The sequence below is a fragment of the Sphingobacterium sp. UBA6317 genome, from assembly GCF_002440385.1.
Lineage (GTDB): Bacteria > Bacteroidota > Bacteroidia > Sphingobacteriales > Sphingobacteriaceae > Sphingobacterium > Sphingobacterium multivorum.
In genome coordinates this window covers 37,825-60,714 of sequence record NZ_DJTD01000016.1, presented here as the reverse complement: position 1 = coordinate 60,714, position 22,890 = coordinate 37,825, and the positions used below count along the sequence as shown (strand labels likewise).

The 22,890-nt window shown below is 38.2% G+C and carries 22 protein-coding genes; 10 read left to right on the top strand and 12 right to left on the bottom strand.

The annotated features are described in order from the left end of the window. The 8 genes from B3E92_RS04540 to B3E92_RS04510 form a co-directional block, all read right to left on the bottom strand. Positions 1 to 1,122, bottom strand: a complete 1,122-nt coding sequence (locus B3E92_RS04540; RefSeq protein ID WP_032131834.1) for a sensor protein KdpD — start codon at positions 1,120 to 1,122, stop codon at positions 1 to 3. Between the two features lie 78 nt (positions 1,123 to 1,200). Beyond that, on the bottom strand, positions 1,201 to 2,283 hold the full coding sequence (locus B3E92_RS04535) for a porin (protein ID WP_286895555.1): 1,083 nt from the start codon (positions 2,281 to 2,283) through the stop codon (positions 1,201 to 1,203). 183 nt (positions 2,284 to 2,466) lie between these two features. Continuing rightward, positions 2,467 to 3,027 carry a K(+)-transporting ATPase subunit C gene (locus B3E92_RS04530; RefSeq protein ID WP_055041566.1) on the bottom strand — a complete coding sequence of 187 codons (561 nt, stop codon included), beginning with the start codon at positions 3,025 to 3,027 and terminating at the stop codon, positions 2,467 to 2,469. 22 nt (positions 3,028 to 3,049) lie between these two features. Then, positions 3,050 to 5,059: a potassium-transporting ATPase subunit KdpB gene (kdpB, locus tag B3E92_RS04525; protein WP_234108521.1), complete on the bottom strand. Its 2,010-nt coding sequence runs from the start codon at positions 5,057 to 5,059 to the stop codon at positions 3,050 to 3,052. A gap of 20 nt (positions 5,060 to 5,079) precedes the next feature. Next, positions 5,080 to 6,768, bottom strand: a complete 1,689-nt coding sequence (gene kdpA / locus B3E92_RS04520) for a potassium-transporting ATPase subunit KdpA (protein WP_234108519.1) — start codon at positions 6,766 to 6,768, stop codon at positions 5,080 to 5,082. Between the two features lie 242 nt (positions 6,769 to 7,010). Next, complete coding sequence (locus B3E92_RS24355) at positions 7,011 to 7,088, bottom strand: potassium-transporting ATPase subunit F (protein ID WP_078691099.1); 78 nt, start codon at positions 7,086 to 7,088, stop codon at positions 7,011 to 7,013. Beyond that, a complete protein-coding gene (locus B3E92_RS04515; protein WP_032131839.1) occupies positions 7,085 to 7,468 on the bottom strand; it encodes a DUF7674 family protein in 384 nt (127 codons plus the stop codon). The genes B3E92_RS24355 and B3E92_RS04515 overlap by 4 nt, the downstream gene beginning before the upstream one ends. A 300-nt stretch (positions 7,469 to 7,768) precedes the next feature. After that, the gene (locus B3E92_RS04510) at positions 7,769 to 8,128 is read right to left on the bottom strand and encodes a DUF7674 family protein (RefSeq protein WP_234108511.1); all 360 of its coding nucleotides are present in this window, start codon (positions 8,126 to 8,128) and stop codon (positions 7,769 to 7,771) included. Positions 8,129 to 8,691: 563 nt separating this feature from the next. Between B3E92_RS04510 and nhaA the strand changes: the two genes are divergently transcribed. Genes nhaA through B3E92_RS04480 form a run of 6 tightly spaced genes read left to right on the top strand, consistent with a single transcriptional unit; the run spans position 8,692 to position 14,777 of the window. Further along, a complete protein-coding gene (nhaA, locus tag B3E92_RS04505) occupies positions 8,692 to 10,023 on the top strand; it encodes a Na+/H+ antiporter NhaA (protein WP_234108509.1) in 1,332 nt (443 codons plus the stop codon). A gap of 13 nt (positions 10,024 to 10,036) precedes the next feature. Continuing rightward, a complete protein-coding gene (locus B3E92_RS04500; RefSeq protein WP_286895552.1) occupies positions 10,037 to 10,846 on the top strand; it encodes a DUF389 domain-containing protein in 810 nt (269 codons plus the stop codon). Between the two features lie 38 nt (positions 10,847 to 10,884). Beyond that, entirely contained in the window at positions 10,885 to 11,343 is a 459-nt protein-coding gene (locus B3E92_RS04495; protein ID WP_286895550.1) for a hypothetical protein, read from the top strand. 15 nt (positions 11,344 to 11,358) lie between these two features. After that, positions 11,359 to 13,098, top strand: a complete 1,740-nt coding sequence (locus tag B3E92_RS04490; protein ID WP_228444889.1) for a TrkH family potassium uptake protein — start codon at positions 11,359 to 11,361, stop codon at positions 13,096 to 13,098. 13 nt (positions 13,099 to 13,111) lie between these two features. Then, positions 13,112 to 13,804 (top strand): potassium channel family protein, encoded by a 693-nt coding sequence (locus B3E92_RS04485; protein WP_048500228.1) that lies wholly within the window; start codon positions 13,112 to 13,114, stop codon positions 13,802 to 13,804. A gap of 25 nt (positions 13,805 to 13,829) precedes the next feature. Further along, positions 13,830 to 14,777 carry an arsenic resistance protein gene (locus B3E92_RS04480; RefSeq protein ID WP_144282588.1) on the top strand — a complete coding sequence of 316 codons (948 nt, stop codon included), beginning with the start codon at positions 13,830 to 13,832 and terminating at the stop codon, positions 14,775 to 14,777. A gap of 4 nt (positions 14,778 to 14,781) precedes the next feature. Here B3E92_RS04480 and B3E92_RS04475 read toward each other — a convergent pair whose 3' ends face one another. From B3E92_RS04475 to mobA, 4 genes are all read right to left on the bottom strand, one after another. Beyond that, positions 14,782 to 16,119, bottom strand: coding sequence for a sigma-54-dependent transcriptional regulator (locus tag B3E92_RS04475; protein WP_055041558.1), 1,338 nt, complete (start codon positions 16,117 to 16,119; stop codon positions 14,782 to 14,784). Positions 16,120 to 16,199: 80 nt separating this feature from the next. Beyond that, positions 16,200 to 18,203, bottom strand: coding sequence for a conjugal transfer protein MobC (gene mobC / locus B3E92_RS04470; protein ID WP_286895568.1), 2,004 nt, complete (start codon positions 18,201 to 18,203; stop codon positions 16,200 to 16,202). Positions 18,204 to 18,301: 98 nt separating this feature from the next. Then, positions 18,302 to 19,591 (bottom strand): conjugal transfer protein MobB, encoded by a 1,290-nt coding sequence (mobB, locus tag B3E92_RS04465; protein WP_286895544.1) that lies wholly within the window; start codon positions 19,589 to 19,591, stop codon positions 18,302 to 18,304. Positions 19,592 to 19,598: 7 nt separating this feature from the next. Continuing rightward, a complete protein-coding gene (mobA, locus tag B3E92_RS04460) occupies positions 19,599 to 20,030 on the bottom strand; it encodes a conjugal transfer protein MobA (protein ID WP_182981969.1) in 432 nt (143 codons plus the stop codon). 699 nt (positions 20,031 to 20,729) lie between these two features. On the opposite strand from mobA, the gene B3E92_RS04455 reads away from it, so the two are divergent. The 4 genes from B3E92_RS04455 to B3E92_RS04440 are packed head-to-tail and all read left to right on the top strand — an operon-like array spanning position 20,730 to position 22,867. Further along, a complete protein-coding gene (locus B3E92_RS04455; RefSeq protein ID WP_123860956.1) occupies positions 20,730 to 21,497 on the top strand; it encodes a ParA family protein in 768 nt (255 codons plus the stop codon). 12 nt (positions 21,498 to 21,509) lie between these two features. Then, positions 21,510 to 21,914 carry a DUF3408 domain-containing protein gene (locus B3E92_RS04450; RefSeq protein WP_066434606.1) on the top strand — a complete coding sequence of 135 codons (405 nt, stop codon included), beginning with the start codon at positions 21,510 to 21,512 and terminating at the stop codon, positions 21,912 to 21,914. Next, positions 21,914 to 22,219: a DUF3408 domain-containing protein gene (locus tag B3E92_RS04445; protein WP_066434593.1), complete on the top strand. Its 306-nt coding sequence runs from the start codon at positions 21,914 to 21,916 to the stop codon at positions 22,217 to 22,219. The genes B3E92_RS04450 and B3E92_RS04445 overlap by 1 nt, the downstream gene beginning before the upstream one ends. A gap of 12 nt (positions 22,220 to 22,231) precedes the next feature. After that, positions 22,232 to 22,867 carry a conjugal transfer protein TraD gene (locus B3E92_RS04440; RefSeq protein WP_123860957.1) on the top strand — a complete coding sequence of 212 codons (636 nt, stop codon included), beginning with the start codon at positions 22,232 to 22,234 and terminating at the stop codon, positions 22,865 to 22,867. Positions 22,868 to 22,890 lie beyond the last annotated feature (23 nt).

Sequence of the window (22,890 nt, the reverse complement as noted above, 5' to 3'; positions counted from 1 at the left end):
TTATGATAGTATTACGAGATCAATATTTTCTTGTGACAGCTTGTTCAGTAAGGCATTAAATGTGTCAGTTGCTAATATAATCTTAGCTAAGTTTAAATGTGGTTTACCTATACACACTGTTGTTATCTTACGATCTTCACATTCTTTGATGATTGCCTTAGTGGTATTTTTTGCTTTCACCTTAATTATTTCTGCCCCTAATTCTGTAGCTAATTTAAAATTATTAATCAAATGCCGTTGTTTATCTAGAGCGATTTTATCAGAACTTTCCTTAGGTATTTGCACATACATCACATACCATTTGCTGTTGTAATAATTAGCTAATCGTGCCGTTTTCCTAATAACGTTTTTTGCAGTTTTTTCGTTTGAACTGATACAGGCCAGGAAACGTTCTTTTTTGACACTTCTTGTAAATACTACTTCGGTTTCTACTTTTCGCTGCACCTGCGAAGCTACCTCCTTTAACGCCAACTCACGAAGCTGCAAAATATGCTCGCTCTTAAAAAAATTATTAAGTGCTGCTGTTATTTTAGAGCTTTCATAAATTTTTCCGGCTTTTAAACGATCTATCAGATCTTCTGCTGTAAGGTCGATATTGACTACCTCATCTGCCTGAGCGACTACGCTGTCGGGAATACGTTCCTGTACATCAATCCCCGTAATTTCCCGTACTTCTTCATTCAAACTTTCAATGTGTTGAATATTGACAGCACTGATGACATTGATACCCGCATCTAAAATATCGAGTACATCTTGCCATCTTTTTTCGTTATTGCTGCCTTCAATATTGGTATGAGCCAATTCGTCTACAATCACAACTTCCGGACGAAGGTTTATAATGGCTTGCAGATCCAGTTCTTCGAGTTCTTTCCCTTTATAGAAAAGTTTTCTGCGTGGAATGATCGGAAGCCCATCCAACAAAGCATGGGTCTCTGGTCTTTTGTGTGTTTCGATATATCCGATTTTCACATCGATACCGTTTCGCAATAGCGTATGTGCTTCCTGTAACATTCTATAGGTTTTACCCACACCAGCACTCATCCCGATATAGAGCTTGAATTTTCCTCTTCGGGATTTCTGAATGAGGTCTAAAAAATGTTCTGCACTTTTTCTTTCGTCCATACAATCTGTTTGCTTATATAAATTTACAAATTCCCCTTAGACAAATTGTCCAGGGGAATCATTAGTAAATGGAAATATTTAGAAACGTATCGCCAGCGATGTAACCGCCATAACGTTGTCTTTTTTCATATTGTCATCTCTGTTTAAGAAAATGGCATCTTTACTATTTAAGCTTTTAACTTCTGTTCTCCATACCAAATTAGGCAGAATTTGATAATCAACGTTGAGTGAAGCCCCAAATGTTTGAAATCCGTTTTCCGTTCCCGAGGCGATGATAACGCCATTCTTATCGTGGTAATATTCTCCTCTTGCAGCGATGCTTATTTTTTCAGTAGGGCTGTATTTCGCAATCAGTACAGGCGTATACCATGTATCATAGTCATCACTTGCTTTTTCTTTTTGTTGTGCGCCGATATCAAAGCCAGCGATCAATGCAAATTGATTGCTGATTTGAAACTGCCCATACAGATTGTGGAAGTAACGCATCTTACGCTCTTCATCAGGGAAGTCGTTGCCTATGAAAGAACTACTGTTTAAAGTCACTTTATCCGAAGGACGGTAAGTTAATTGATGACCAAAAGCTGGTGTGCTATTCCCTTCAACACGTTGGATACGTTGCCAGCCATTCAACACCAATACCGCCATATTCCATTTTCCATTATCGGTAGCATACGACAACTTAGCTCCGGTTTCAAAATAGGGCGAATTATCAGCCATCATACTTCTTGTCAATGTAAAGCAGTCCGCTCCGATAGCACTTTCAAAGCCAATGTGAGATGGCAAGATACCTGCATCTAACCATAAATTCTTCGTTTTAGATAGTTTCACCCCTACATTTGCTTCATATATATTTTTCAGCACGCCTTCTTCGGCTGCATAATTAGCATTCATATAAGAACCTACTCCAAGAGCCAGATTTGCTCTCATATTTTCTGTTTCATAAGCTGCTTTTATAAATCCCAAATTTAGACTCACTTCATTGTTGCGGTTGTGGCTGTACACAAATCCGGGTCTGGTATTGGATTTCGGGTTATTAAAATCCTGCTGATAATATACCTCAGCATATCCACTGATGGTTAACGGCTTTTTTTCAGTTTCCTGAGCACATACACTTCCTGTTGCTCCCAGAAGAATAGCTGAGAACATAATTATTTTTTTCATCTTATTAATTTGATTTTTAAACGTGATGAAGCTATCAGATTTATCCTCCCTGTGTGGTTGAATAAATCATGATGGTTTCATTTTTGAATTATTAAAATTTTACTGTTTATTGAATTACTCCTACAAGGCATTTTCAATGGCTACACACACATTTGAAAACCTGTAAGTTTTTTTAGGAATTACTTATTTAAGTTGATCCAGAGCGATATTTAATTTAAGTACATTGATCTTTTCGGGACCAAACATGCCCCACAAAGGTTTTTCGGTTTGTTCATCAATTAATTGATTCAATTTAACCTCATCAATCCCCCTTGTTTCAGCGATTCGTGCTACCTGTACCTTGGCAGCCTGAACGGAAAAGTTCGGATCCAATCCACTTCCGCTGGCAGTAACTAAGTCAACAGGTATTTCAGATTTATCAATTCCGGGATTATGTACTAAAAAAGTATCAATTCGTGCCTGAACCTCTGCTAAATATTCCTCATTAGAAGGACCTTTGTTACTACCTCCTGAACCAGCAGCATTGTAATCTACGGCCGATGGTCTTGACCAGAAATACTTATCCTCTGTGAAAGACTGACCAATATTGACATAATGTTTCTTTCCGTTGTGTTCTATAATTTCTCCTTTTCCAGCATTAGGAGCAAACTGTGCGATACCCCAGACTGCAAGTGGGTAAATGACTGTAAAAAACAGGATCATAACAGCAGTCAATTTTATTGCGGGCAAAATATGTTTTTTCATTTTATCTAAATTTTATAAAGGATTAAAAGAAAACGGATATAAGCATATCTATCAGCTTGATTCCTACAAAAGGTATCAGTACACCGCCTAAACCATAAATGAACAGGTTTCTTCGAAGTAATGCACTTGCTCCAATAGGTTTGTAAGCTACACCTTTCAATGCTAATGGAATCAACATCGGAATGATGATTGCGTTGAAAATTACAGCTGATAGTATTGCACTTTCCGGACTGTGTAAATTCATAATATTCAGTCCTTGCAATGCAGGAATCGCTGTGATGAACAGTGCTGGAATGATGGCAAAATACTTAGCCACATCATTCGCAATACTGAAAGTAGTCAATGTACCACGGGTCATCAGCAATTGTTTTCCGATTTCTACGACTTCAATCAATTTGGTCGGATCGTTATCCAGATCGACCATGTTTCCTGCTTCTTTTGCTGCCTGAGTACCAGAATTCATTGCTACACCCACATCAGCTTGTGCTAAAGCCGGAGCATCGTTTGTTCCATCACCCATCATAGCGACCAAGCGACCTTCCGACTGTTCTTTTTTGATGTAATTCATCTTGTCTTCGGGTTTTGCTTCTGCGATGAAATCGTCCACACCTGCCTTCTCAGCGATAAATTTAGCAGTCAAAGGATTGTCGCCCGTTACCATGACGGTTTTGATACCCATTTTACGCAGCCGTTCGAAACGTTCTTGAATACCCGGTTTGATGATGTCCTGTAGCTCAATTACACCCAATGCGATTTCATTCTCTGATACGACCAACGGTGTACCTCCATTAGAAGAGATGGCTTTCACTCTTTCTTCGACCTCTTTTGGAAAGTTATTACCTGCTTTTGTAACCAGATTTTTTATCGCATCGGTTGCACCTTTTCGGACACGCACATTCTCATAGTCTATACCTGAACTTCTAGTTTCTGCTGTAAACTTGATGAATTGAGGATTTTTGACTTCGTAACTCAAAGGGTTGATACCTGCTAATTCGATAATCGATTTACCTTCAGGAGTTTCATCAGCCATGGAGCTTAATACAGCCGCTTTAATTAATCTTTTCTCGTCAATACCATTTGTTGGATGAAAATGAGTTGCTTTACGGTTACCAATCGTGATTGTTCCTGTTTTATCCAATAATAAGACATCGATATCACCTGCGGTTTCTACCGCTTTACCACTTTTTGTAATAACATTGGCTCTCAATGCTCTGTCCATCCCTGCAATACCGATTGCAGACAACAATCCTCCAATGGTAGTCGGGATAAGACATACAAATAAAGAGATAAAAGAAGCAATGGTAATCCCCACATTTGCATAATCAGCAAATGGCTTAAGCGTCACACAGACAATGATAAACACAAGTGTAAATCCTGCTAACAAAATGGTTAAAGCAATTTCATTTGGTGTTTTTTGTCGGGCTGCACCTTCTACCAAGGCAATCATCTTGTCCAGGAAGCTTTCGCCCGGTTGCGTTGTTACCTGCACCACGATTTTATCGGACAAAACTTTGGTACCACCGGTAACAGAACTTTTGTCGCCACCTGCTTCACGAATCACAGGAGCAGATTCTCCGGTAATTGCACTTTCATCGATGGTCGCTAAGCCTTCAATAATTTCCCCATCAGAAGGAATGATGTCGCCAGCTTCACAGATGAAAACATCACCTTTTTGTAATTGAGCAGAGGAGATCGTTTTCCCATTTTTTAATCTTGCAGGCGTTTCTTCTCTTGTCTTACGCAAACTATCTGCTTGTGCTTTACCTCTTGCCTCAGCAATTGCCTCGGCAAAATTGGCAAATAACAGGGTAAGCAAAAGGATAATAAAGACGGTAAAATTATAACCAAAACTTCCTTGTCCCTGAGCTCCTGCCAACGTCCATAAACTCACGGCTAGCATAACCAAAGTACCGATCCATACAGTAAACATGACCGGATTACGGAACATGGTTTTCGGATTGAGTTTCACAAAAGATTGTTTCAGTGCTTCCTGAACCATATCTTTTTGAAACAATGATGTATTATTGTTCATTTCTAAATTCTTTAATCAGTTTAATAAAGTGAAAAGTACTCTGCAATAGGACCTAATGCCAATACCGGGAAGAATGCTAAGGCAGCTACGATTGCGATTACAGCGAATACCATTAGTCCGAAAGTTGCCGTATCGGTTTTCAGGGTTCCGTCTCCCTCTGGTATAAATTTCTTTTGAGCTAACAAGCCTGCAATGGCTACCGGACCAATGATCGGTAAGAATCTTGAAAGAATAAGTACAAATCCTGTTGCAATATTCCACCAAGGTGTATTATCTCCCAATCCTTCAAAACCACTACCATTATTGGCAGATGACGAAGTGAACTCGTATAGCATTTCGCTCAATCCGTGAAATCCCGGGTTATTTAGAGAGTCCATAGTATATTGTGGTGATGCAGCGGCTAATGCTGTTCCTACTAATATCAGGAAAGGATGAAGCAAGGCAATAATCATGGCTATTTTCATTTCCCTAGCTTCCACTTTTTTACCTAAGAATTCTGGTGTTCTTCCTACCATCAATCCACTGATAAATACAGCAAGAATGATAAAAATAAAGAAGTTAAGTATTCCTACACCGACTCCTCCGTAAAACGCATTGATCATCATTGCTAATAGCTCATTCATTCCTGACAATGCCGTGGAACTATCGTGCATAGAGTTTACTGATCCAGTAGAGATTACAGTGGTGACAATGCTCCAAAAGCCAGATGCAGGAGCTCCTAATCGAATTTCCTTTCCTTCCATAGCCCCCAAGGAATTGTCTATACCCATGGCTGCAATTGCGGGATTGCCATTCATTTCCATATTGATATTTGGAATGGCCAGCATTAAAAAACCTACTGTCATTACACCAAATATCATCCACGATAGTTTTCTTCTTCTGGTAAAATAACCAAAGGCAAAGATCATAGCCAAGGGTACAATCAGCTGAGCCACCATTTCGACCATATTGGACAGATAAGATGGGTTTTCAAACGGATGGGCAGAATTCACTCCAAAGAATCCACCTCCGTTGGTTCCTACGTGTTTAATAGGCACAAATGCTGCTGCGGGTCCTCTTGATACTTCCACAGAATCACCTTGTAAAGTGGTAATAGCGTCTTTACCTTCAAAAGTCATCGGAACTCCATCGAATGCAAGAATTATGGCAATCACAAATGATACAGGTAATAAAATACGTGTACATGATTTTATAAAATTGCTGTAAAAATTCCCCAAGGTTTCAGATGATTTGTCTCTGAATGCTCTAAATAGCACTACTGCGGCAGCCATACCAGTTCCGGCACTTACGAACTGTAAGAACATTAACCAGTATTGTCCAAGATAACTTAATCCTGATTCCCCGGAATAGTGTTGCAGATTACAGTTTACCACAAATGATATCACGGTATTGAATGCAAGGTCTGCGGACATACTTGGATTGTTATCCGGATTAAGCGGGAGGCTTCCCTGAGTCATTAGAACAACCATTCCCAACAGGAACCACACCATATTGATCGTGATCATGGCTACCATCTGCTGTTTCCAGTTCATTTCTGTTTGCGGATTGATACCGCTTATTTTGTAAAAGATTCGCTCTATCGGATTAAAAATCGGATCGAGCAGCGTTTTTTCACCGCCATAAACTTTTGCAATGTATTTACCGAAGGGTATTGCAAGCAATATCGACAGGGTAAACATTACGATTATTCCTAAAATTTCTGTATTCATTTTTATTAATTAAATATGGTTTTAAACATCCATCCGAACAGCCTGACCAATGCCAATACAATCAGGAATATCAAAGCAATTCGGGCTACATCTTTCATTTCAGTAAATATCTTTTTCATAGCAATATTTGAATTTTTAGAAAAGCCAGATAAATGATCGAAATGAAGAACAGTATCCAGAATATAATGGATATCCATTCCTTGATTTTTCCTTTTGTATCTTTCTTCATCTGCTGAAGCGTTTTAAAATTTTTCCGGTTTGAGCAATACGTAACATATATAGGCAAATACACCTATGGCTACTATGAATAATGCTGTCATAGACTTGTTTTTTGTGTTAAATAATTTGTGTTCTGAAGCTGATAAACATGTTTCAGGTTATTGGGAATGAGCTGGTACATATAAATCCATTGTTCTGTAGTGCAACGTCTTTTCATTCCTTCAAAAGAGCGTACAAACAAATTTTCAATGATGTACTGTACATATTCATTACCTCTTTTATGAAGCCAACCGATGAACTTGATCTTTACCCCAATTTTCTCTATCTGTCCTTTGGAAAGCAAGAGATTGATGTGGTTGACGATTGCCTGAAATATTCCCGCAAAATTTTTTCGCATGGATAGTTCGTTGATCTCTTCTTTAATTTCACCGTAGTGATGTGCCAGGTACGTACTGGCTGCGTTTTCATTTATTTCATTCATTGATTTATAAACTTCTTTTTATTTACCGAAGAACATCGCATAGAAAATACAGAAGACAATAAAAGCTAAAAGTATTTTTGCCAATATATCCGTAACTATTTCCCTGTTTGATTTTCGTTCTTTTTTCATCTGCTTATTAATTGAAAGAATAGAAAGAAAAACACAAAGCCGATCAAAATACCTGCGAATCCTCCGAGCTTTACGCAAACGGCAAACAGGACAAACAATAAGATTGCTAATACTGCTTTTTTTATTTTAGCCGACCAATGTATTTTTCCCTTTAAAACTTTCATTATTTAATTAGTTTTCTAAAATGGTTTTGATATATCCTTTTCGTAATTCGATGGGAAATAAATCCATGTGTTTTTTTAGGCTTCCGGGGCTTTCTTCAAAAGACAAGGCTGTCAGAAACTCATTTTCAATGGCATTCCGGGTGTATTGATTCCCTCCCTGATATAAAAGGTTTATAACTTTGGCTATCTCCTGAACACACTCTAATTCATCTTCCGATCCAGAACCTATTTTTTGGGAACAAACTTCTGCCAGTTTATGTAGTAACAGATAGTCTGCGATAGAATCGTCCAAAGTATCCAAATCAGGAATGAGTCTTGCGGCTTCAGGAGCCCATTGTTGTATCGTATTTATGATTTTTGTTTTCATTTTATTTTAGATTTTCTCAAAGAAGTCAATTGACTTAATGAACAGACCGAAACAGGCTAAACCTGCGAGTACTAAAACTATTGTTGTCATTTTTATCTATTTTTAAGTGGTACTAATGTGCTTCATAATTGCTCCAAAAATCATGACCACAATAAAGGCAAAAAGCAATAAGTGGTATGATTTTAGCCATTTTGGAAACGAAGGAGGCTCTTTTCTTTGCTTCCATTTTACATTTCTTTTCCTCATTTTTAATTTCTTTTATATCCTCTATGCCAAATCCTATTCCAATAGAACTTTTTTGAATTTAAAATATTGATTTTCAATATTTTATCTCGTTATTTCAGGATTTGTTGATGCAAAAACCTTATCAAAATGATAGGGTAATTATCATTTTGATAAGAGCACAGATTTTTTGGTGGTAATGAGCGAAATCCTAAAGGACTATATCACCTTGATTAATACGGGGAATCGTTTTTAATTTTATATTTTTGTACTTTATTAATCATAGAATGACTGGTTTCTAAGTCATTTTCAGCACAAATCGGAGGGATAAGCAAAAAAAGATGAGTAAACTAAAAAAGACCCCTATTGAGAAAATCGTATCGCCAATTCAAAGCTTTATTAAAAATGAAAAAGCAGGTGGCATTGTATTAGGAATCAGTGTAGTGATTGCATTGATGTTAGCCAATTCGCCTTTAGCAGAAGAGTACCATCATGTTCTGGAACATAAATTTGGATTTCAGTTAGACGGAAGCACGTATTTTGAATACAATCTGCATCATTGGATCAACGATGGTTTAATGGCTATATTTTTCTTTGTAGTGGGTTTAGAACTAAAAAGAGAAATCGTTGGCGGGGAGTTATCCAATCCACGTAAAGCTTTATTACCCATCGCTGCTGCATTTGGTGGAATGGCTGTGCCAGCTGCAATTTATTTATTTTTGAATCCAACAGGAGAAGTGCATAGTGGTTGGGGAATTCCAATGGCGACAGATATTGCATTTGCCTTGGGGGTACTATATTTATTGGGGAATAGAATTCCGCTTACACTAAAAGTTTTCTTAACCGCTTTAGCTATTGTTGATGACTTAGGAGCTGTATTGGTTATCGCATTTTTCTATACTTCGGATATCTCTATGTTCCATCTCATTATCGGTGCTTTGGTGCTTTTGACGATGTATATCGGTAATAAAATGGGGGTAAGAGCCATTTTATTCTATGCCATTTTAGGAATAGGCGGAGTTTGGACAACTTTTTTACTTTCGGGGGTACACGCCACTATCGCAGCTGTTTTAGCAGCATTTACCATTCCGGCAGATGTAAAGATCAATGAGAAAATATTCAGTAATAATATCCAAAAACTTTTAGATAAGTTTAAAGGTATTGACCCGGATAACAGTAAACCTACTTTGACAAATGAACAATTACATATTCTGGAAGAAATTCAAAATAGTACAGTAGCCGCCACTCCGCCATTACAACGATTAGAACATGCTATGCATCCCATGGTAACCTTTTTGATCATTCCTATATTTGCTTTGGCAAACGCTGGTGTTTCATTGGCTATCGATATGGAACATTTATTCAGTACCAATGTAGCTTTGGGTGTTGCTTTAGGTCTTTTGGTAGGTAAGGTTGTTGGAGTAGTTGGTTTTACATTGCTTTTGGTGAAGCTGAAAGTGGCTCCTTTTCCAGAAGGAATGAATGTAAGAAATTTGTTTGGTTTAGGTTTACTGGCTTCTATAGGTTTTACGATGTCCTTATTTGTAACTTCTTTGGCGTTCTCGCATGAGGAATACATGACACAGGCGAAGATTGGAATTTTTGCAGCTTCTATTATTGGCGGTGTATTGGGTTATTACGTGCTGAGTAAGCAGTCTAAAAAGCAACTGTAAACCTTGTAAGCAAATGAGCAATAAATTATGGGATTTTATCAATCTGCACAATGGTGAAGAAGATAAACAGAAAGTTTTAGAGAATGTAACAGCTAACATTTCGTTCAGGGGATCCAACCTCTGGATATTAGCTTGTGCCATCCTTATCGCTTCTGTTGGATTGAATGTCAATTCAACAGCTGTGATTATTGGAGCCATGTTGATCTCTCCTTTGATGGGACCTATTTTAGGAGCAGGATTTGCCTTAGGAACCTATAATTTTTTACTCTTACGGAAATCTATTAAAAATCTTTTAATAGCAACTGTGGTCAGTTTATTGGTCTCTGCTTTTTACTTTTATATCAGTCCGTTCAAAGATGTACAATCCGAATTATTGGCTCGTACTTCTCCGAATATATATGATGTATTGATTGCTTTTTTTGGAGGTTTAGTCGGTGTTATTGCGATCACACGGGTTGAGAAAGGAAATCCAATTCCCGGTGTAGCCATTGCTACGGCTTTGATGCCTCCATTGTGTACGGCAGGTTATGGATTGGCTACCTTTAATTTTAGCTATTTCTTTGGTGCTTTCTACCTTTATACCATCAACTGTTTTTTTATTTGTATTGCTACTTTTTTAGTCATCAAATACTTAAAATATCCTGCTTCTGCTACGATCGAACCGAAGAATGAAAAACGTATTCGCTACGGAATTACCACCTTGATGATGATTATGATCATTCCCAGCTTTTATCTGCGTATAATCTATTTGAAGAAAAGAAGTTTACTAAAACCGTGGAAGAATTCATCAATTCTGAATTCAATAGCAGAGGATATACGGTGATTTACAAGAAACTGAATTACAATTCAAACCCTTAAAAGGTGGATCTGGCATTTCTGAATAAAAAACTCAGCAAAGAAGAAATGGAAATGTATAACCGATTACTGGATGAAAGAGGTATTCACAATACGATGCTGAATTTCAGACAGGATGATGCAGATCTTAAGTCGGAGATACTAAGTGAACTGAATAAGCAGGATGCTTCTTTATCTGAAAAAGATGTAACCATCAACAACCTTCGACAAGAACTGAATAAATATAAAGTAAATGAACCGGGACTTGTTAGAGAACTGAACGTTCTTTTCCCTGAACTGAAAGATGTTTCTCTTGGAAAAATAGAAAAATTTTCAGGAACAGATAGTGCCAAAGTTGAATGGTTGGTGTTATATCATTTGGAACAAGGGACAAAAGAAATTGATAAATCGAAAATGAAAAAATGGCTGAACGAGCGTCTTGATGTTGATAATACATTAATCCTACAAGACACACCATCGGAATAGCCTGAGAATTTTTAAATGAAAGAGTTTTTATATGCCAAATGGATACAACAGCTCATTGTTGTATTGCACTTGGTTGCACTTACAGCATTAATAGCTGATTACGGTTTTATACTCAATCCAACCTTACAACTAAGTATCATTTCTTTGTATCTTTTTGTATTGGTTATTGGTGTTTTTTATACTGTCCTGAAATACTATTATCATCGAAAAGAATTCATATTAAGTGTATTTATTTTTGATACATTGAGTGTTTTGTTTGTACTTTATTGTTTGTACAAACAATTATCAACAGGGGGAATATCGGAAATAACCCATTGGATACGGTTGGCTGTTATCTTAAAATTGATACGGGAGTTTACACGTCCACGTTTGAGCTATAAGCGTTCTTTACTCAATCCTGCCCAATTGTTTATCATCAGTTTCATGGGATTGATTGTCGTGGGAGCCCTACTATTAATGCTGCCCAATGCAACCTATCAAGGTATCAGCTTTGTAGATGCTCTATTCACTTCTACCAGTGCCGTTTGCGTGACAGGCCTTATCGTAGTCGATACGAGTAGTTATTTTACTCCTTTTGGGCAAACCTTAATCATGCTGTTGATCCAAGCCGGTGGTTTAGGTATCCTTACATTTGCCAGTTACTTCAGTTACTTCTTCAAAGGTGGATCTACCTACGAAAACCAATTGGCATTGAGTGATATGACCAATTCAGAGAAAATAGGCGAGGTTTTTACGACGGTAAAGAGGATTTTAACCATTACTTTTTTAATAGAGTTTATTGGAGCGATATTAATTTTCCTCAACCTGGATAAAGCTTTAATTCCATCCTTTTCAGAAAGAGTTTATTTTTCTGTGTTTCATTCTATATCCGCTTTCTGTAATGCGGGATTTTCAACCTTGCCCAATGGAATGATGGAAGACAGTTATGTGTATAATTATCCCCTACAGTTTATCATTGTCATCATCTTTGTATTCGGAGGTTTAGGTTTTCCAATTGTTATTAATTCAGTACGGTACATTAAACATTTGATAGCAAGATATATTCTTTGGTTTGTAGAGAAAAAGAACAATTACCGCCCATGGATTTTAACCTTGAGTAATAAGATAAATTTATTGACCACTTCCATATTGATTGTTTTGGGAACCGTCATTATCTACATCAAAGAATATTACAATGTATTGGGCAATCATCAAGGTTTGGGAAAGGTTGTTACGGCATTATTTACAGCAACTACACCCAGAACGGCAGGTTTTAATTCTATAGACTTTAGCCAAATGCACTTTTCATCTATCATCATTATCATTTTTTTGATGTGGGTAGGTGCATCTCCAGCTTCAACCGGTGGTGGTATTAAAACGAGTACGTTTGCCATTGCTACTTTGAACTATTTTAGTCTTGCAAAAGGAAAAACCAGAATAGAAGTCTTCAGAAGAGAGATTGCGGATATTTCCGTGAGAAGAGCTTTTGCCGTAATGAGTCTATCCTTATTGGTAATAGGAATAAGTGTCTATCTGATTTCTCATTATGATAATCATGTACCTCTTTTGGATATTGCATTTGAGAGTTTTTCGGCTTATAGCACTGTTGGGCTTAGCTTAGGAATAACCGGAGATTTAAGTAGTGAAAGTAAATTGGTTCTTATTGGAACTATGTTCGTTGGAAGGGTAAGTATGTTAACCATTCTGATTGCCTTTTTTAAGAAGGTCAGACAGGGTAACTACCATTATCCATCGGATGAAATATTAATCAACTAAAAGAATAATTGAAATGAAATTTATAATTATAGGATTGGGAAATTTTGGAGGCTCATTGGCAGAAAAACTAACCCAACAAGGAAATGAAGTTATCGGTGTGGATTCACGTTCGGAAAAAGTTGTAGCATTAAAAGATAAATTGTCTCACACCATCTGTATGAATGCTACAGATCAATCAGCCATTACTCATTTACCGCTAAAGAATACGGATATAGTGATGGTTTGTATTGGTGAAGACGAAGGTGCAAATATCATGGTTACTGCTCATTTTAAAAATCTGGGGGTAAAACGATTGATTAGTCGTGCCATTAATCCACTTCACGAAAGTGTTCTACAGGCTATAGGCGTTAATGAAATTGTACGTCCGGAAGAAGAAACTGCTGAAAGATGGGCTAAAAAACTATGCCTAAAAGGTGTTATAGATTCTTTTGAGCTGAACAAGAGTTATAGTATTGTAGAGATTGTAGTACCAGAAAAATACATTGGAAAAACCATAGAAGAAGTAAAATTCAGAGAATTGCATAATGTGTTAATTCTGACTATTATCAGAGATGCCCAAGAGAAGAGTTTCTTAGGAAGAAGTAAAACCGTTGCTAATGTGCAGGGAATTCCGGAACCTACTACTATGCTACAAAAAGATGATATCATCGTAATTTATGGTAATAATGAAGATCTACAGAGATTTGCAAAAGTAAAATATGAATAATTGCTACGATTACGTATAAATCAAAATGGATAAAATCAATAAATATCAAACGATTGTTATTTTAATCGCAGTCATTGTAGGCTTAGTTATTGGTCAATCTTCCTTGATTTCGGACATCTCGGCATCCTTTATTATTCCGCTACTGATGGTCATGCTTTTCGGTTTATTTCTGACCATTGATATCTCAGAGCTCAAGCACTCGTTTCTGAATATCAAGTTTTCTATAACCAGTATTCTAATCAATTTTGTGTGGACACCGATCTTTGCTTATCTATTAGGAAGTATATTTTTAAATAATGATATAGCTATCTGGATGGGGTTTGTCATGCTTATGGTCACACCCTGTACCGATTGGTATTTGGTTTTTACAAGTGTAGCAAAAGGAAATGTTCCCTTGTCAACAGCTATTCTTCCAACAAATTTAATCTTACAGGTATTACTTTTACCAGTATATCTTTTACTGTTTTTTGGTAAATCAGGCAATGTAGATTTAGGGACACTTGCAGAGAGTATTATTATAGTGTTAGTTATACCTTTTACTTTGGCAGTTTTAGCCAAAACAATCGTGAAAAGCAGGAAGAGTCTAAGTAAAAATGCCTTTTTAGGATTTTTTGAGACTTCACAAGTGTTTTTTCTTTCTTTGGCTGTAGTCGCTATGTTTGCATCTGAAGGAAAAGATTTGATCAATCATCCGAGCATTATTTACAAAATGCTTCTCCCTGTTTTAATATTCTTTTTCGTAGCATTTCTAGTAGCATATTTTGTAAGTAAGATACTGAAGTTCAACTATGCGGACAGAGTAAGCTTAACATTGACAACCATGGCCAGAAATTCACCGATTTCATTAGCCATAGCCGTGTCTGCATTTTCGGCAGAACCGCTGATTGCTTTAGCCTTGGTAATCGGGCCACTAATAGAGTTGCCTATTTTGGTTCTGACCACTCAATCACTTTTGAGGACACAAAAAGAATAATCTGCTACTGAAGTTTATACAATTCCATTTTTCGGTAAAGTGTTGCAATACCGATTTCTAACAAGCGAGCTGTTTCTGCTTTATTTCCATTGGTATGATTTAATATTTTTTGAATGTGCAGTTTCTCTGCACTAGCCATAGAAAATGCAGACAATTGTTTTGCATTTGATTTTGCATATTGAAGGTCTACAGGCAGCGTATCTAAATCAAGCAGGTCATCATCCGCTAAAATCACGCTTCGTTCAATCACATTTTTCAGCTCGCGTATGTTTCCTTTCCAGAGATTATTTTCCAAAGCTGTAACATAATCTTCCGATAGGGCTAGCGGCTTTCTATTGGATTTAATTGCAAAAAGATCGGCATAATACTGTGCCAACAATTTGATATCTTTTCCCCGCTCTCTCAAAGACGGAAGTTCAATACCAAATACAGAAAGTCTGTAAAATAGATCACTTCTGAAATGACCTAACTCAATTTCATTTTCCAGATTTCGATTGGTTGCTGCGATGACTCTTACTTTGACTTTAATGGGTTTGGCATCACCAACACGCAGAAATTCGCCTGTTTCTAATACACGTAAAATTTTAGCTTGCAAGTCCATGGCCATTTCTCCAATTTCATCCAAGAATATGGTTCCATTATGAGCTTCTTCAAAAAGTCCTTTTTGATCTTTGGTAGCTCCTGTAAATGAACCCGCTTTGTGACCAAATAATTCGTTTTCTAAGAGCTCTTTGCTAAATGCGGAGCAGTTTATCGCAACAAAATTTTGGTTTGCTCTCGGACTACCTTGATGAATGGCCTGTGCAAAAACTTCCTTACCAGTACCTGTTTCTCCGGTTAATAATACTGTTGTATCTTTTGGAGCCACTTTTTTAGCCAGTTCAATTGCTTTTAAGATGGGCTTTGATGTACCGATAATTTTATCAAATGAATATTTTCTGCCTAACTGCTTTTCTAATTGTAAGACTCTTTTGTTTAAAGCTACTTTTTCACTGGCTTTATAGAGAAGTGGAATAATCTTATTATTGTCATCTCCTTTGGTTATATAATCGAACGCACCGTTTTTAATAGCTTGTACACCGTCCGGTATATTGCCGTAGGCAGTCAAAAGAATCACTTCTACAGCAGGATATTTATCCTTAATGAGTTTAGCGGTGTCCACACCGCTTCCATCAGGGAGTTTGACATCGCAGATAATAATATCTATTTCTTCAACCTCTAACCTTTGTAATCCTGATTTGATATTGGATGCCTGAAAAACATCAAACCCTTCAAAACCAATTATTTTTGAAAGGAGGTTTCTCAATTTTTCCTCATCGTCTATTATTAATACTTTAACCATTTATGAGCTGAATTATTAGGTGTAAAAATACCAAATATTACGTTTGTTTGATGAATAGATGATCTACAAAAAGTATTATTTTATTTCTCCTGTACCAGATGCTGTAAATCCGGGTCGTTTTTAATACGTTTCAATTCGTTCTCTACAATATGTAAAATATCTGTTTTTATCTGTTTGTAATTGCTTTCAATTTGCTGTTTCATTTGGTCTTCGCCCAGCTCATTTACAAAAGACAAAATCTGCGGTATCTTTTGATAGGTTTTTGTTTCGGATGCAACCTTTTCATTGTCTACCACAATTTCAGCGTGAAATATTTTTTGCTCGATACGTTCTTCAAAATTGTCCGATACGGCACCAACAAACATACCTTGTGTAAGCGTTGAGATTTTAGAAGCCGGAATAAGGCTGTCTAACTGTGTGGATATAGATGTAGATTTATCATTGCGGTTGATGGTCATACTCTGACGTTTTTGCAACACTTTTCCAAATCGTTCCGAAAGATTTTTAGCCGTTTCGCCTACAACCTGACCGCTAAAAATATTACCTACCGTATTCTGAATTACTTTTGCTTCTTTATCGCCATAATCTCTGATTAATTGTGAAAAGTCTTGAAAACCCAAACACACGGCGACTTTGTTACTTCTGGCAGTTGCGATAAGGTTATCCAAACCTCTGAAATATATTGTTGGCAACTCATCAATAATTACAGAACTTTTCAATTGCCCTTTCTTATTGATGAGTTTTACAATTCTTGAATTGTATAATCCCAAAGCTGCGGAATAAATATTCTGCCGATCAGGATTATTGCCTACACATAAAATCTTCGGCTCTTTTGGATTGTTGATGTCCAATGAAAAATCATCGCCTGTCATTACCCAATACAAACTTGGTGAAATCATTCTTGACAAAGGAATTTTAGCTGATGCAATCTGTCCCTGCAACTGGTCTTGTGCCCCACCTTGCCAAGCATCCATAAATGGCGATAGGTAATTTTCTAAATCAGGATAGGAAGTTAAAATGGTGAAAACATCCGAATACTTTTTATTCAATAATTCAATGGCGTGTGGGAACGTACAGTATTTACCGTCTTCGTAGATTTTCAGATACCAAATAATGGCAGCCAATAAAATAATTGGGCTTTCCACAAAGAAATCGCCTTGCTTCTGTATCCACGACCTGTTAAGGTTCAGCATTATGGTATATGCAGCTTCGTAAGCATCAGAAATGTCCGTCATAAAATCGGGGTTGAGTGGGTTGCAACGGTGGCTCTTGCGTGGGTCGTCAAAATTTATCACATAAAATTTTGGCTGTACTTTGTACTTATCCCGGTGCTTCAGCAAATGGTTGTAGGCAATGGTAGAAAGGTCATCAAACTTAAAATCGTAAATGTACATTGAGAAGCCTTTCTCAATCTGCTGTTTGATGTAGTTGTTTACGATGGCATAAGATTTACCAGAACCAGGAGTACCCAGAACAATGGATGCTCTGAATGGGTTGACAATGTTTATCCAACCGTTGTTCCATTTGCCTTTGTAGTAAAATTTGGTGGGCAGGTTTACGGAATACTCATTTTCCATCAATTTGGTTTCCTGCTGAAAACTTTCGTTCTCGTTATTGAAAACATCATCCATTAAATTATTTTTCAGTAATCTGCTCATCCATACGCCTGCCATCAGCAAAGCGATGTAACCTAATGAGATAGTAAGCATATAAAGAAATGTGCCTGTTGCCGGAGGTAGTTTTAGCAACGGGGTGTTCAGGAAAAACAGAACAAACCCAACCCCCAAAGCCACGTAAATTTTAGACCAGGTTATCTTCTCGTTCTTTACGCCCTTTGTGCCTAAGCAGCTTAAAGCCAGTAAAACCAAAGCAAATGCTTTGGTATAAAGGGTATGTGAAAACAAACCCGCCGTCCGGTCAAAATTGCCTAAAATCTTATTGATTACTTCCAACGTCCAACCACGTTCCATAAAGAAACCATAGCAGAACCAATAAAGGTGCATCAGTACCAAAAGAATACTGACTGCCCGCATAAAAGCCATTATCTTGGCAAGCCCTCTTAAATCGTCTTCTCCCTGCATTATTTTAAGTTTTAATGTTCAGGCGTGAATTTAAAGGCTCTATGGAGTGGCTCTAAGAATGTGGCAGCCAGTGGCGTTGAGTGGCAGTATTTGGCTAAATGTTATTTCTGACCTCTTTGGCGTTTGCGCTTCTTCTTCTTCATCTTATTGGCAAAGTCCTGTTCCTCGTTATCTTCGCCCTGGGCTTCGGGAATTAATCCGCCTAACGCTTCAATCAAACCGTCTTCGTGTTTGTCCGTAGTTAAGAAGTCGAACAAACGATGTGGTTCTTCCGCAGGAAGATCTGCATCATTTGATGTAGATAATTTTGGTTGAGATATGGCAGGTTCTTTAATATCCGGTTTGATGTTATTGTTCCAATAATTATTAAAAGTATTGGCAGAAAGTTCTGTTCCTAACCGTGAACCGTTCCAAACCGCTTTGGAATTGTGGTCAATAAATGTGATACCATAAATGCGGACTGTATTATTCCGGCGCACGACTACGTTAATGCCCTGTTCCGATAACTGCTTTTTAAATGCCTGTTCATCGCCAGTGGTTTTCAAGGCGATGGTAACGGCAGATTTTAGGGTCTGCTTGGTGGGGCTGTCTTTCAAAGCGGTTTTGCATTTCGCAAAATGCAGTTCCAATGCCGGAAGCCCTGCGCTCTTTCCGAACAGCGAAGCCTTGAACGGATGCCCGGCTCTTTCGCCTTTTTCATTTAGCGGAATATATAATAAGCCCTGCTGCATCTTTCCCTGTAATTCGCCCTCGATTTTCTCGGCGGTAATATTGAAGAGGGAAAGCAGGGCATTGTACTCGCCCAAAGTTTGGTACTGGTAGTAGTTCGGCAGGTGGCGAACGACCGAAGCGATTTGGCTCTTTACATCTCCTGTCCGATAATCTACCGGACGGAAAACCTTATCAGTTTGGTTGCGCTCTTTGTCTGTTGCGGGTATCAGCCCGTGTTGTCTTTCCAGTTCACGGCATACATTCATAGACCGCATTTTCTCGAATTTATCCGAAATCTTTTTACCCTGCTCGTCCACGCAAACCGATACAATGTGTATATGGTTGCGGTCAATATCCGTGTGTTTGAATACCACAAAAGGCTGTTCTCCGTAACCCATTTCCCGCATATACTGTTCTGCCATTTCCCGAAACTTATCATCATTTACCTTGTCGTTTGGGTCAGGATTGAGCGAAATATGCAGCGTATGTTTCTCGGTGTTTCGGTTGGCTATCAGGTAAGGCGCAAAAGATTGTGCTAATTGTGCCACGGAATAATGACCGCTTGCGGTTTCAATCATCTTGTTGGCAAACAAAATCTGCCCGTTTTCATTCTCCACTTTAAGCTGATTGTACGCCAATGCCCCGTATAAATTTCCGCTTCTTCCGATTTTCGCTATCACTATTACATTATTTTTTTAGGTGTTCTTCCTCAAATTTTTCGGTAATCTGAATGATTTTCTGACACAGCATTGCCATTTCAGCCGTCTGTTTTTCCAGTTTGTACAGAAACGCAGCCGCCTTTTTCTCGGAAAAATTCTTGTACAACAGCTTTACAATTTGGTTATAGTTCACACCGATGGAACGGAACTGGCTGTGAAAAGAGGTCAGCCGCATATAAAAATCAACCGTTCCCTTGTCAATCTGGATGGTCTTTATGGTCTTTTCAAAGATGCAGGACGTTATAAAGTGCGCCTTTACCTGCATACCTGATTTATCAAAAAGGGCAAGAAAACGGGCGTGTTCCTGCTCGTTAAAGGAAATCGTATAGCGAATGGTCGCCGGGTCTTCTTTGGGGCGGCGTCCTGTCTTTTTCAATTGCTTTTTGTTGTTATCGTTCATCACTAATCCATTTTAAAATCCATACAAAACCCTGACTTCGGAAGGTGTTTTCTGCCCCCTGCAAAGGGCAAGTTGTTTTGAGCATCGGAAATCATTCCGAGATGCTCAAAACACAACTTGCCGTGTTCCGTTGAACACAAAAATCCGCCCTTCGGGACGGATTAAATGTAACAGGGAAAACGGCTCGATGCCGTTCCCGTTACCCTCCATTTTGTCAAAAGACTTTTGCATAAATCCGTTAATAATAATCATTGTACAAAGTAAAGCCCTACCTGTAAGAGTATTGCAATGCGATACCCGGACAAAGACTGCCTTTGAGTGCCAAACACTGCCACACCTCAATCAGCGGATAAATCAATCGCTTTATTTGCCGTATAATTTTAGTGCAGGTAGTAAAAAATGTATTTCGACAAAGAAGAAAATCAGGTTTGCAAACAGGCAGTTTGGAATAAAAGCATAAGGTTTTAAAAGCATAAAACAATAAAAGTGTAAAAGCATAAAAGCGGTAAAGCAATTTACCTATTGTAAGGTTTGCCACTTGCTAAAGAATGTGCCTGACAAGGCAAAAATGAAAGCAAATACCTGTGCAGGAAAGTACGCAAAAGGGAATGCAGGAATATAGGAATGAGGTAATAATCAGATAAACCAATATTCAATCCTGCAAAACAAATAAAGTGTGTAACAATAAATTTTTAAATAATGGAAACAACAAAGAAAACTTTAAAAATCAGCTTCTCCACCCAAAAAGGCGGTGTGGGAAAATCTACAATGACCACCTTGCTGGCAAGTGTGCTTCACTACCGTTTAGGTTTTAATGTGCTGGTGATGGACTGCGACTTTCCGCAACACAGCCTGACCAATATGCGTGAACGGGATAAGAGAACCATAATGCAGAACGACTACCATAAAAAGGCGGCAATGAAGCAGTTTCAAGCCATCAACAAAAAAGCGTACCCGATTATCAAATGCAAGGCTGAAACAGCTCTGGAGAAAGCATCGGAATACAGAAGCCAGTCGGCGGTTGTGCCGGATGTTATTTTCTTCGACCTGCCGGGAACAGCCAATACCAAAGGTGTACTGACAACCTTAAAAAAAATGGACTTCATCTTTTCGCCCATTACTGCCGACCGTTTGGTAGTGGAAAGTACATTGGGCTTTACCAAAGCCTTTCTCGGACTTCCCCAAACGGACGAGGGCAATCCCGAACAAGAGATGTGGCTGTTCTGGAACCAAGTGGATGGCAGGGAAAAAACAGGTTTGTATGATGCGTATCAAAGTGTCATCAAAGAACTCAACCTGCCCATAATGGAAACAAGGATAATGGACAGCAAGCGTTTCCGAAAGGAAACAGACGACACAGCCAGTTATGTATTCAGGTCAAGTTTGCTGCCTGCCGAACCACAGTTAATGAAAGCAACTAAAATGGATTTGTTTGTCGAGGAATTTTTAAAAATCACTCATCTATAAAAATAGTAAAGTATGGCTTCAGATAACAAAAACAACGATTTTGAAAAGCCCAATGTTGATGAGGAATACCTTATGAACGTCATAAGCGGCGATGAGCCTGTTGCTCCACCGACCATTAACAAAAAGCAGGATGTACCAAAGGAAAACAAGCCCAGGGAAAAAGCCCGTAACAGTTCATCAAAGAAAGCGGACTACGAGGAAACGTTTTTGGTCAATCGTTTTCCATCGGGGCGTAATGGCAAGGTCGTTTACATACGCCCTGAATACCACGAAAGATTGCTCCGCATCGTTCAACTGACAAGGGAAGAAAGAACAACGCTCTACTCTTACATTGACAATATTCTTGAACATCATTTCAGGGAGTACGGGGACGATATTACCGATTATTTCAATGAACATTTTAAACCCATTCTATAATGAAGAAAGATAAAAAGAACAGGAATACTGTTGCAGCCGGCAGCAACTCCGATACAGTTAGCAATACAGCTAAAACAACCTATGAAAACGCATTTATGCAAATGAATAAAATGCAGAAAAGAGGCAATAAAAGCATATACCTAAGTCCTGAACATCACGAGCGTTTAACCCGCATAGTCCAGATTATAGGCGATGATAAAATACCCTTGTTTGCCTATCTCAATAATATTCTTGAACATCATTTTAAAGTATTTGAAGATATGATTACAAAAGAGTTCAACGAAAAGTACAAAGGCTTGTTTTAAAAAACCTACGTTATGGAAATAGTAATTGTGATATGCCTGCTGATAGTCATTGTCCTGCTTTTACAGGATAAGATTGTCATTAAGAAAAGGACAAAACAAGTACCTCCGCAGAAGAAAGTCAATCCGAACCTGCCCGATATTATGGGGCAGCCAAAATCCGTAGAACGCCTTTCAATGCCAAACGCTGCCAATGAACGCCAAATTGAGGAACCGGAGATAAACCCCGCTAATTTAGACATTGAATACGACGAAAATGAAAACGTCGGCATTCAAATCCGCAAGGAAGAGCTGGACGAAGTTTTCAGTAATATACCTGATTTGGAGGAAGAGGAAGAAGATTGGAACAGGTACGGAATATCCGGTGGCGATGACGGTTTTGCCCAAGGGGTTACCTTTGAAGAACTAAGCTCCGTGGGGGTGTTGCTCCAAAAAGAAGAATTGGAACCAGCCCAAAAGGAAACAGCGATAGCCATAGTTCAAAAAATACAGGGAACCGAATTATTCAGCCTATTGGAGAATTCTATGGAAGATGCTTCCCGAAGAATAGCCGAGCTTTTGGATAGCACCCTTTCATCTGAAACGGAAGACAGTTCTTCCACTTTGCGGAAAAGTGATTTGAGTGATTTTGACATTGAGGAGTTTGTTTAGGCAAGCTCCCTTTTGTATGTTAG

Coding starts and splice junctions, on each gene's coding strand:
- B3E92_RS04540 (WP_032131834.1), bottom strand. CDS start 1,122: ATGGACGAAAGAAAAAGTGCAGAACATTTTTTAGACCTCATTCAGAAA.
- B3E92_RS04535 (WP_286895555.1), bottom strand. CDS start 2,283: ATGAAAAAAATAATTATGTTCTCAGCTATTCTTCTGGGAGCAACAGGA.
- B3E92_RS04530 (WP_055041566.1), bottom strand. CDS start 3,027: ATGAAAAAACATATTTTGCCCGCAATAAAATTGACTGCTGTTATGATC.
- kdpB (WP_234108521.1), bottom strand. CDS start 5,059: ATGAACAATAATACATCATTGTTTCAAAAAGATATGGTTCAGGAAGCA.
- kdpA (WP_234108519.1), bottom strand. CDS start 6,768: ATGAATACAGAAATTTTAGGAATAATCGTAATGTTTACCCTGTCGATA.
- B3E92_RS24355 (WP_078691099.1), bottom strand. CDS start 7,088: ATGACAGCATTATTCATAGTAGCCATAGGTGTATTTGCCTATATATGT.
- B3E92_RS04515 (WP_032131839.1), bottom strand. CDS start 7,468: ATGAATGAAATAAATGAAAACGCAGCCAGTACGTACCTGGCACATCAC.
- B3E92_RS04510 (WP_234108511.1), bottom strand. CDS start 8,128: ATGAAAACAAAAATCATAAATACGATACAACAATGGGCTCCTGAAGCC.
- nhaA (WP_234108509.1), top strand. CDS start 8,692: ATGAGTAAACTAAAAAAGACCCCTATTGAGAAAATCGTATCGCCAATT.
- B3E92_RS04500 (WP_286895552.1), top strand. CDS start 10,037: ATGAGCAATAAATTATGGGATTTTATCAATCTGCACAATGGTGAAGAA.
- B3E92_RS04490 (WP_228444889.1), top strand. CDS start 11,359: ATGAAAGAGTTTTTATATGCCAAATGGATACAACAGCTCATTGTTGTA.
- B3E92_RS04485 (WP_048500228.1), top strand. CDS start 13,112: ATGAAATTTATAATTATAGGATTGGGAAATTTTGGAGGCTCATTGGCA.
- B3E92_RS04480 (WP_144282588.1), top strand. CDS start 13,830: ATGGATAAAATCAATAAATATCAAACGATTGTTATTTTAATCGCAGTC.
- B3E92_RS04475 (WP_055041558.1), bottom strand. CDS start 16,119: ATGGTTAAAGTATTAATAATAGACGATGAGGAAAAATTGAGAAACCTC.
- mobA (WP_182981969.1), bottom strand. CDS start 20,030: ATGAACGATAACAACAAAAAGCAATTGAAAAAGACAGGACGCCGCCCC.
- B3E92_RS04455 (WP_123860956.1), top strand. CDS start 20,730: ATGGAAACAACAAAGAAAACTTTAAAAATCAGCTTCTCCACCCAAAAA.
- B3E92_RS04450 (WP_066434606.1), top strand. CDS start 21,510: ATGGCTTCAGATAACAAAAACAACGATTTTGAAAAGCCCAATGTTGAT.
- B3E92_RS04445 (WP_066434593.1), top strand. CDS start 21,914: ATGAAGAAAGATAAAAAGAACAGGAATACTGTTGCAGCCGGCAGCAAC.
- B3E92_RS04440 (WP_123860957.1), top strand. CDS start 22,232: ATGGAAATAGTAATTGTGATATGCCTGCTGATAGTCATTGTCCTGCTT.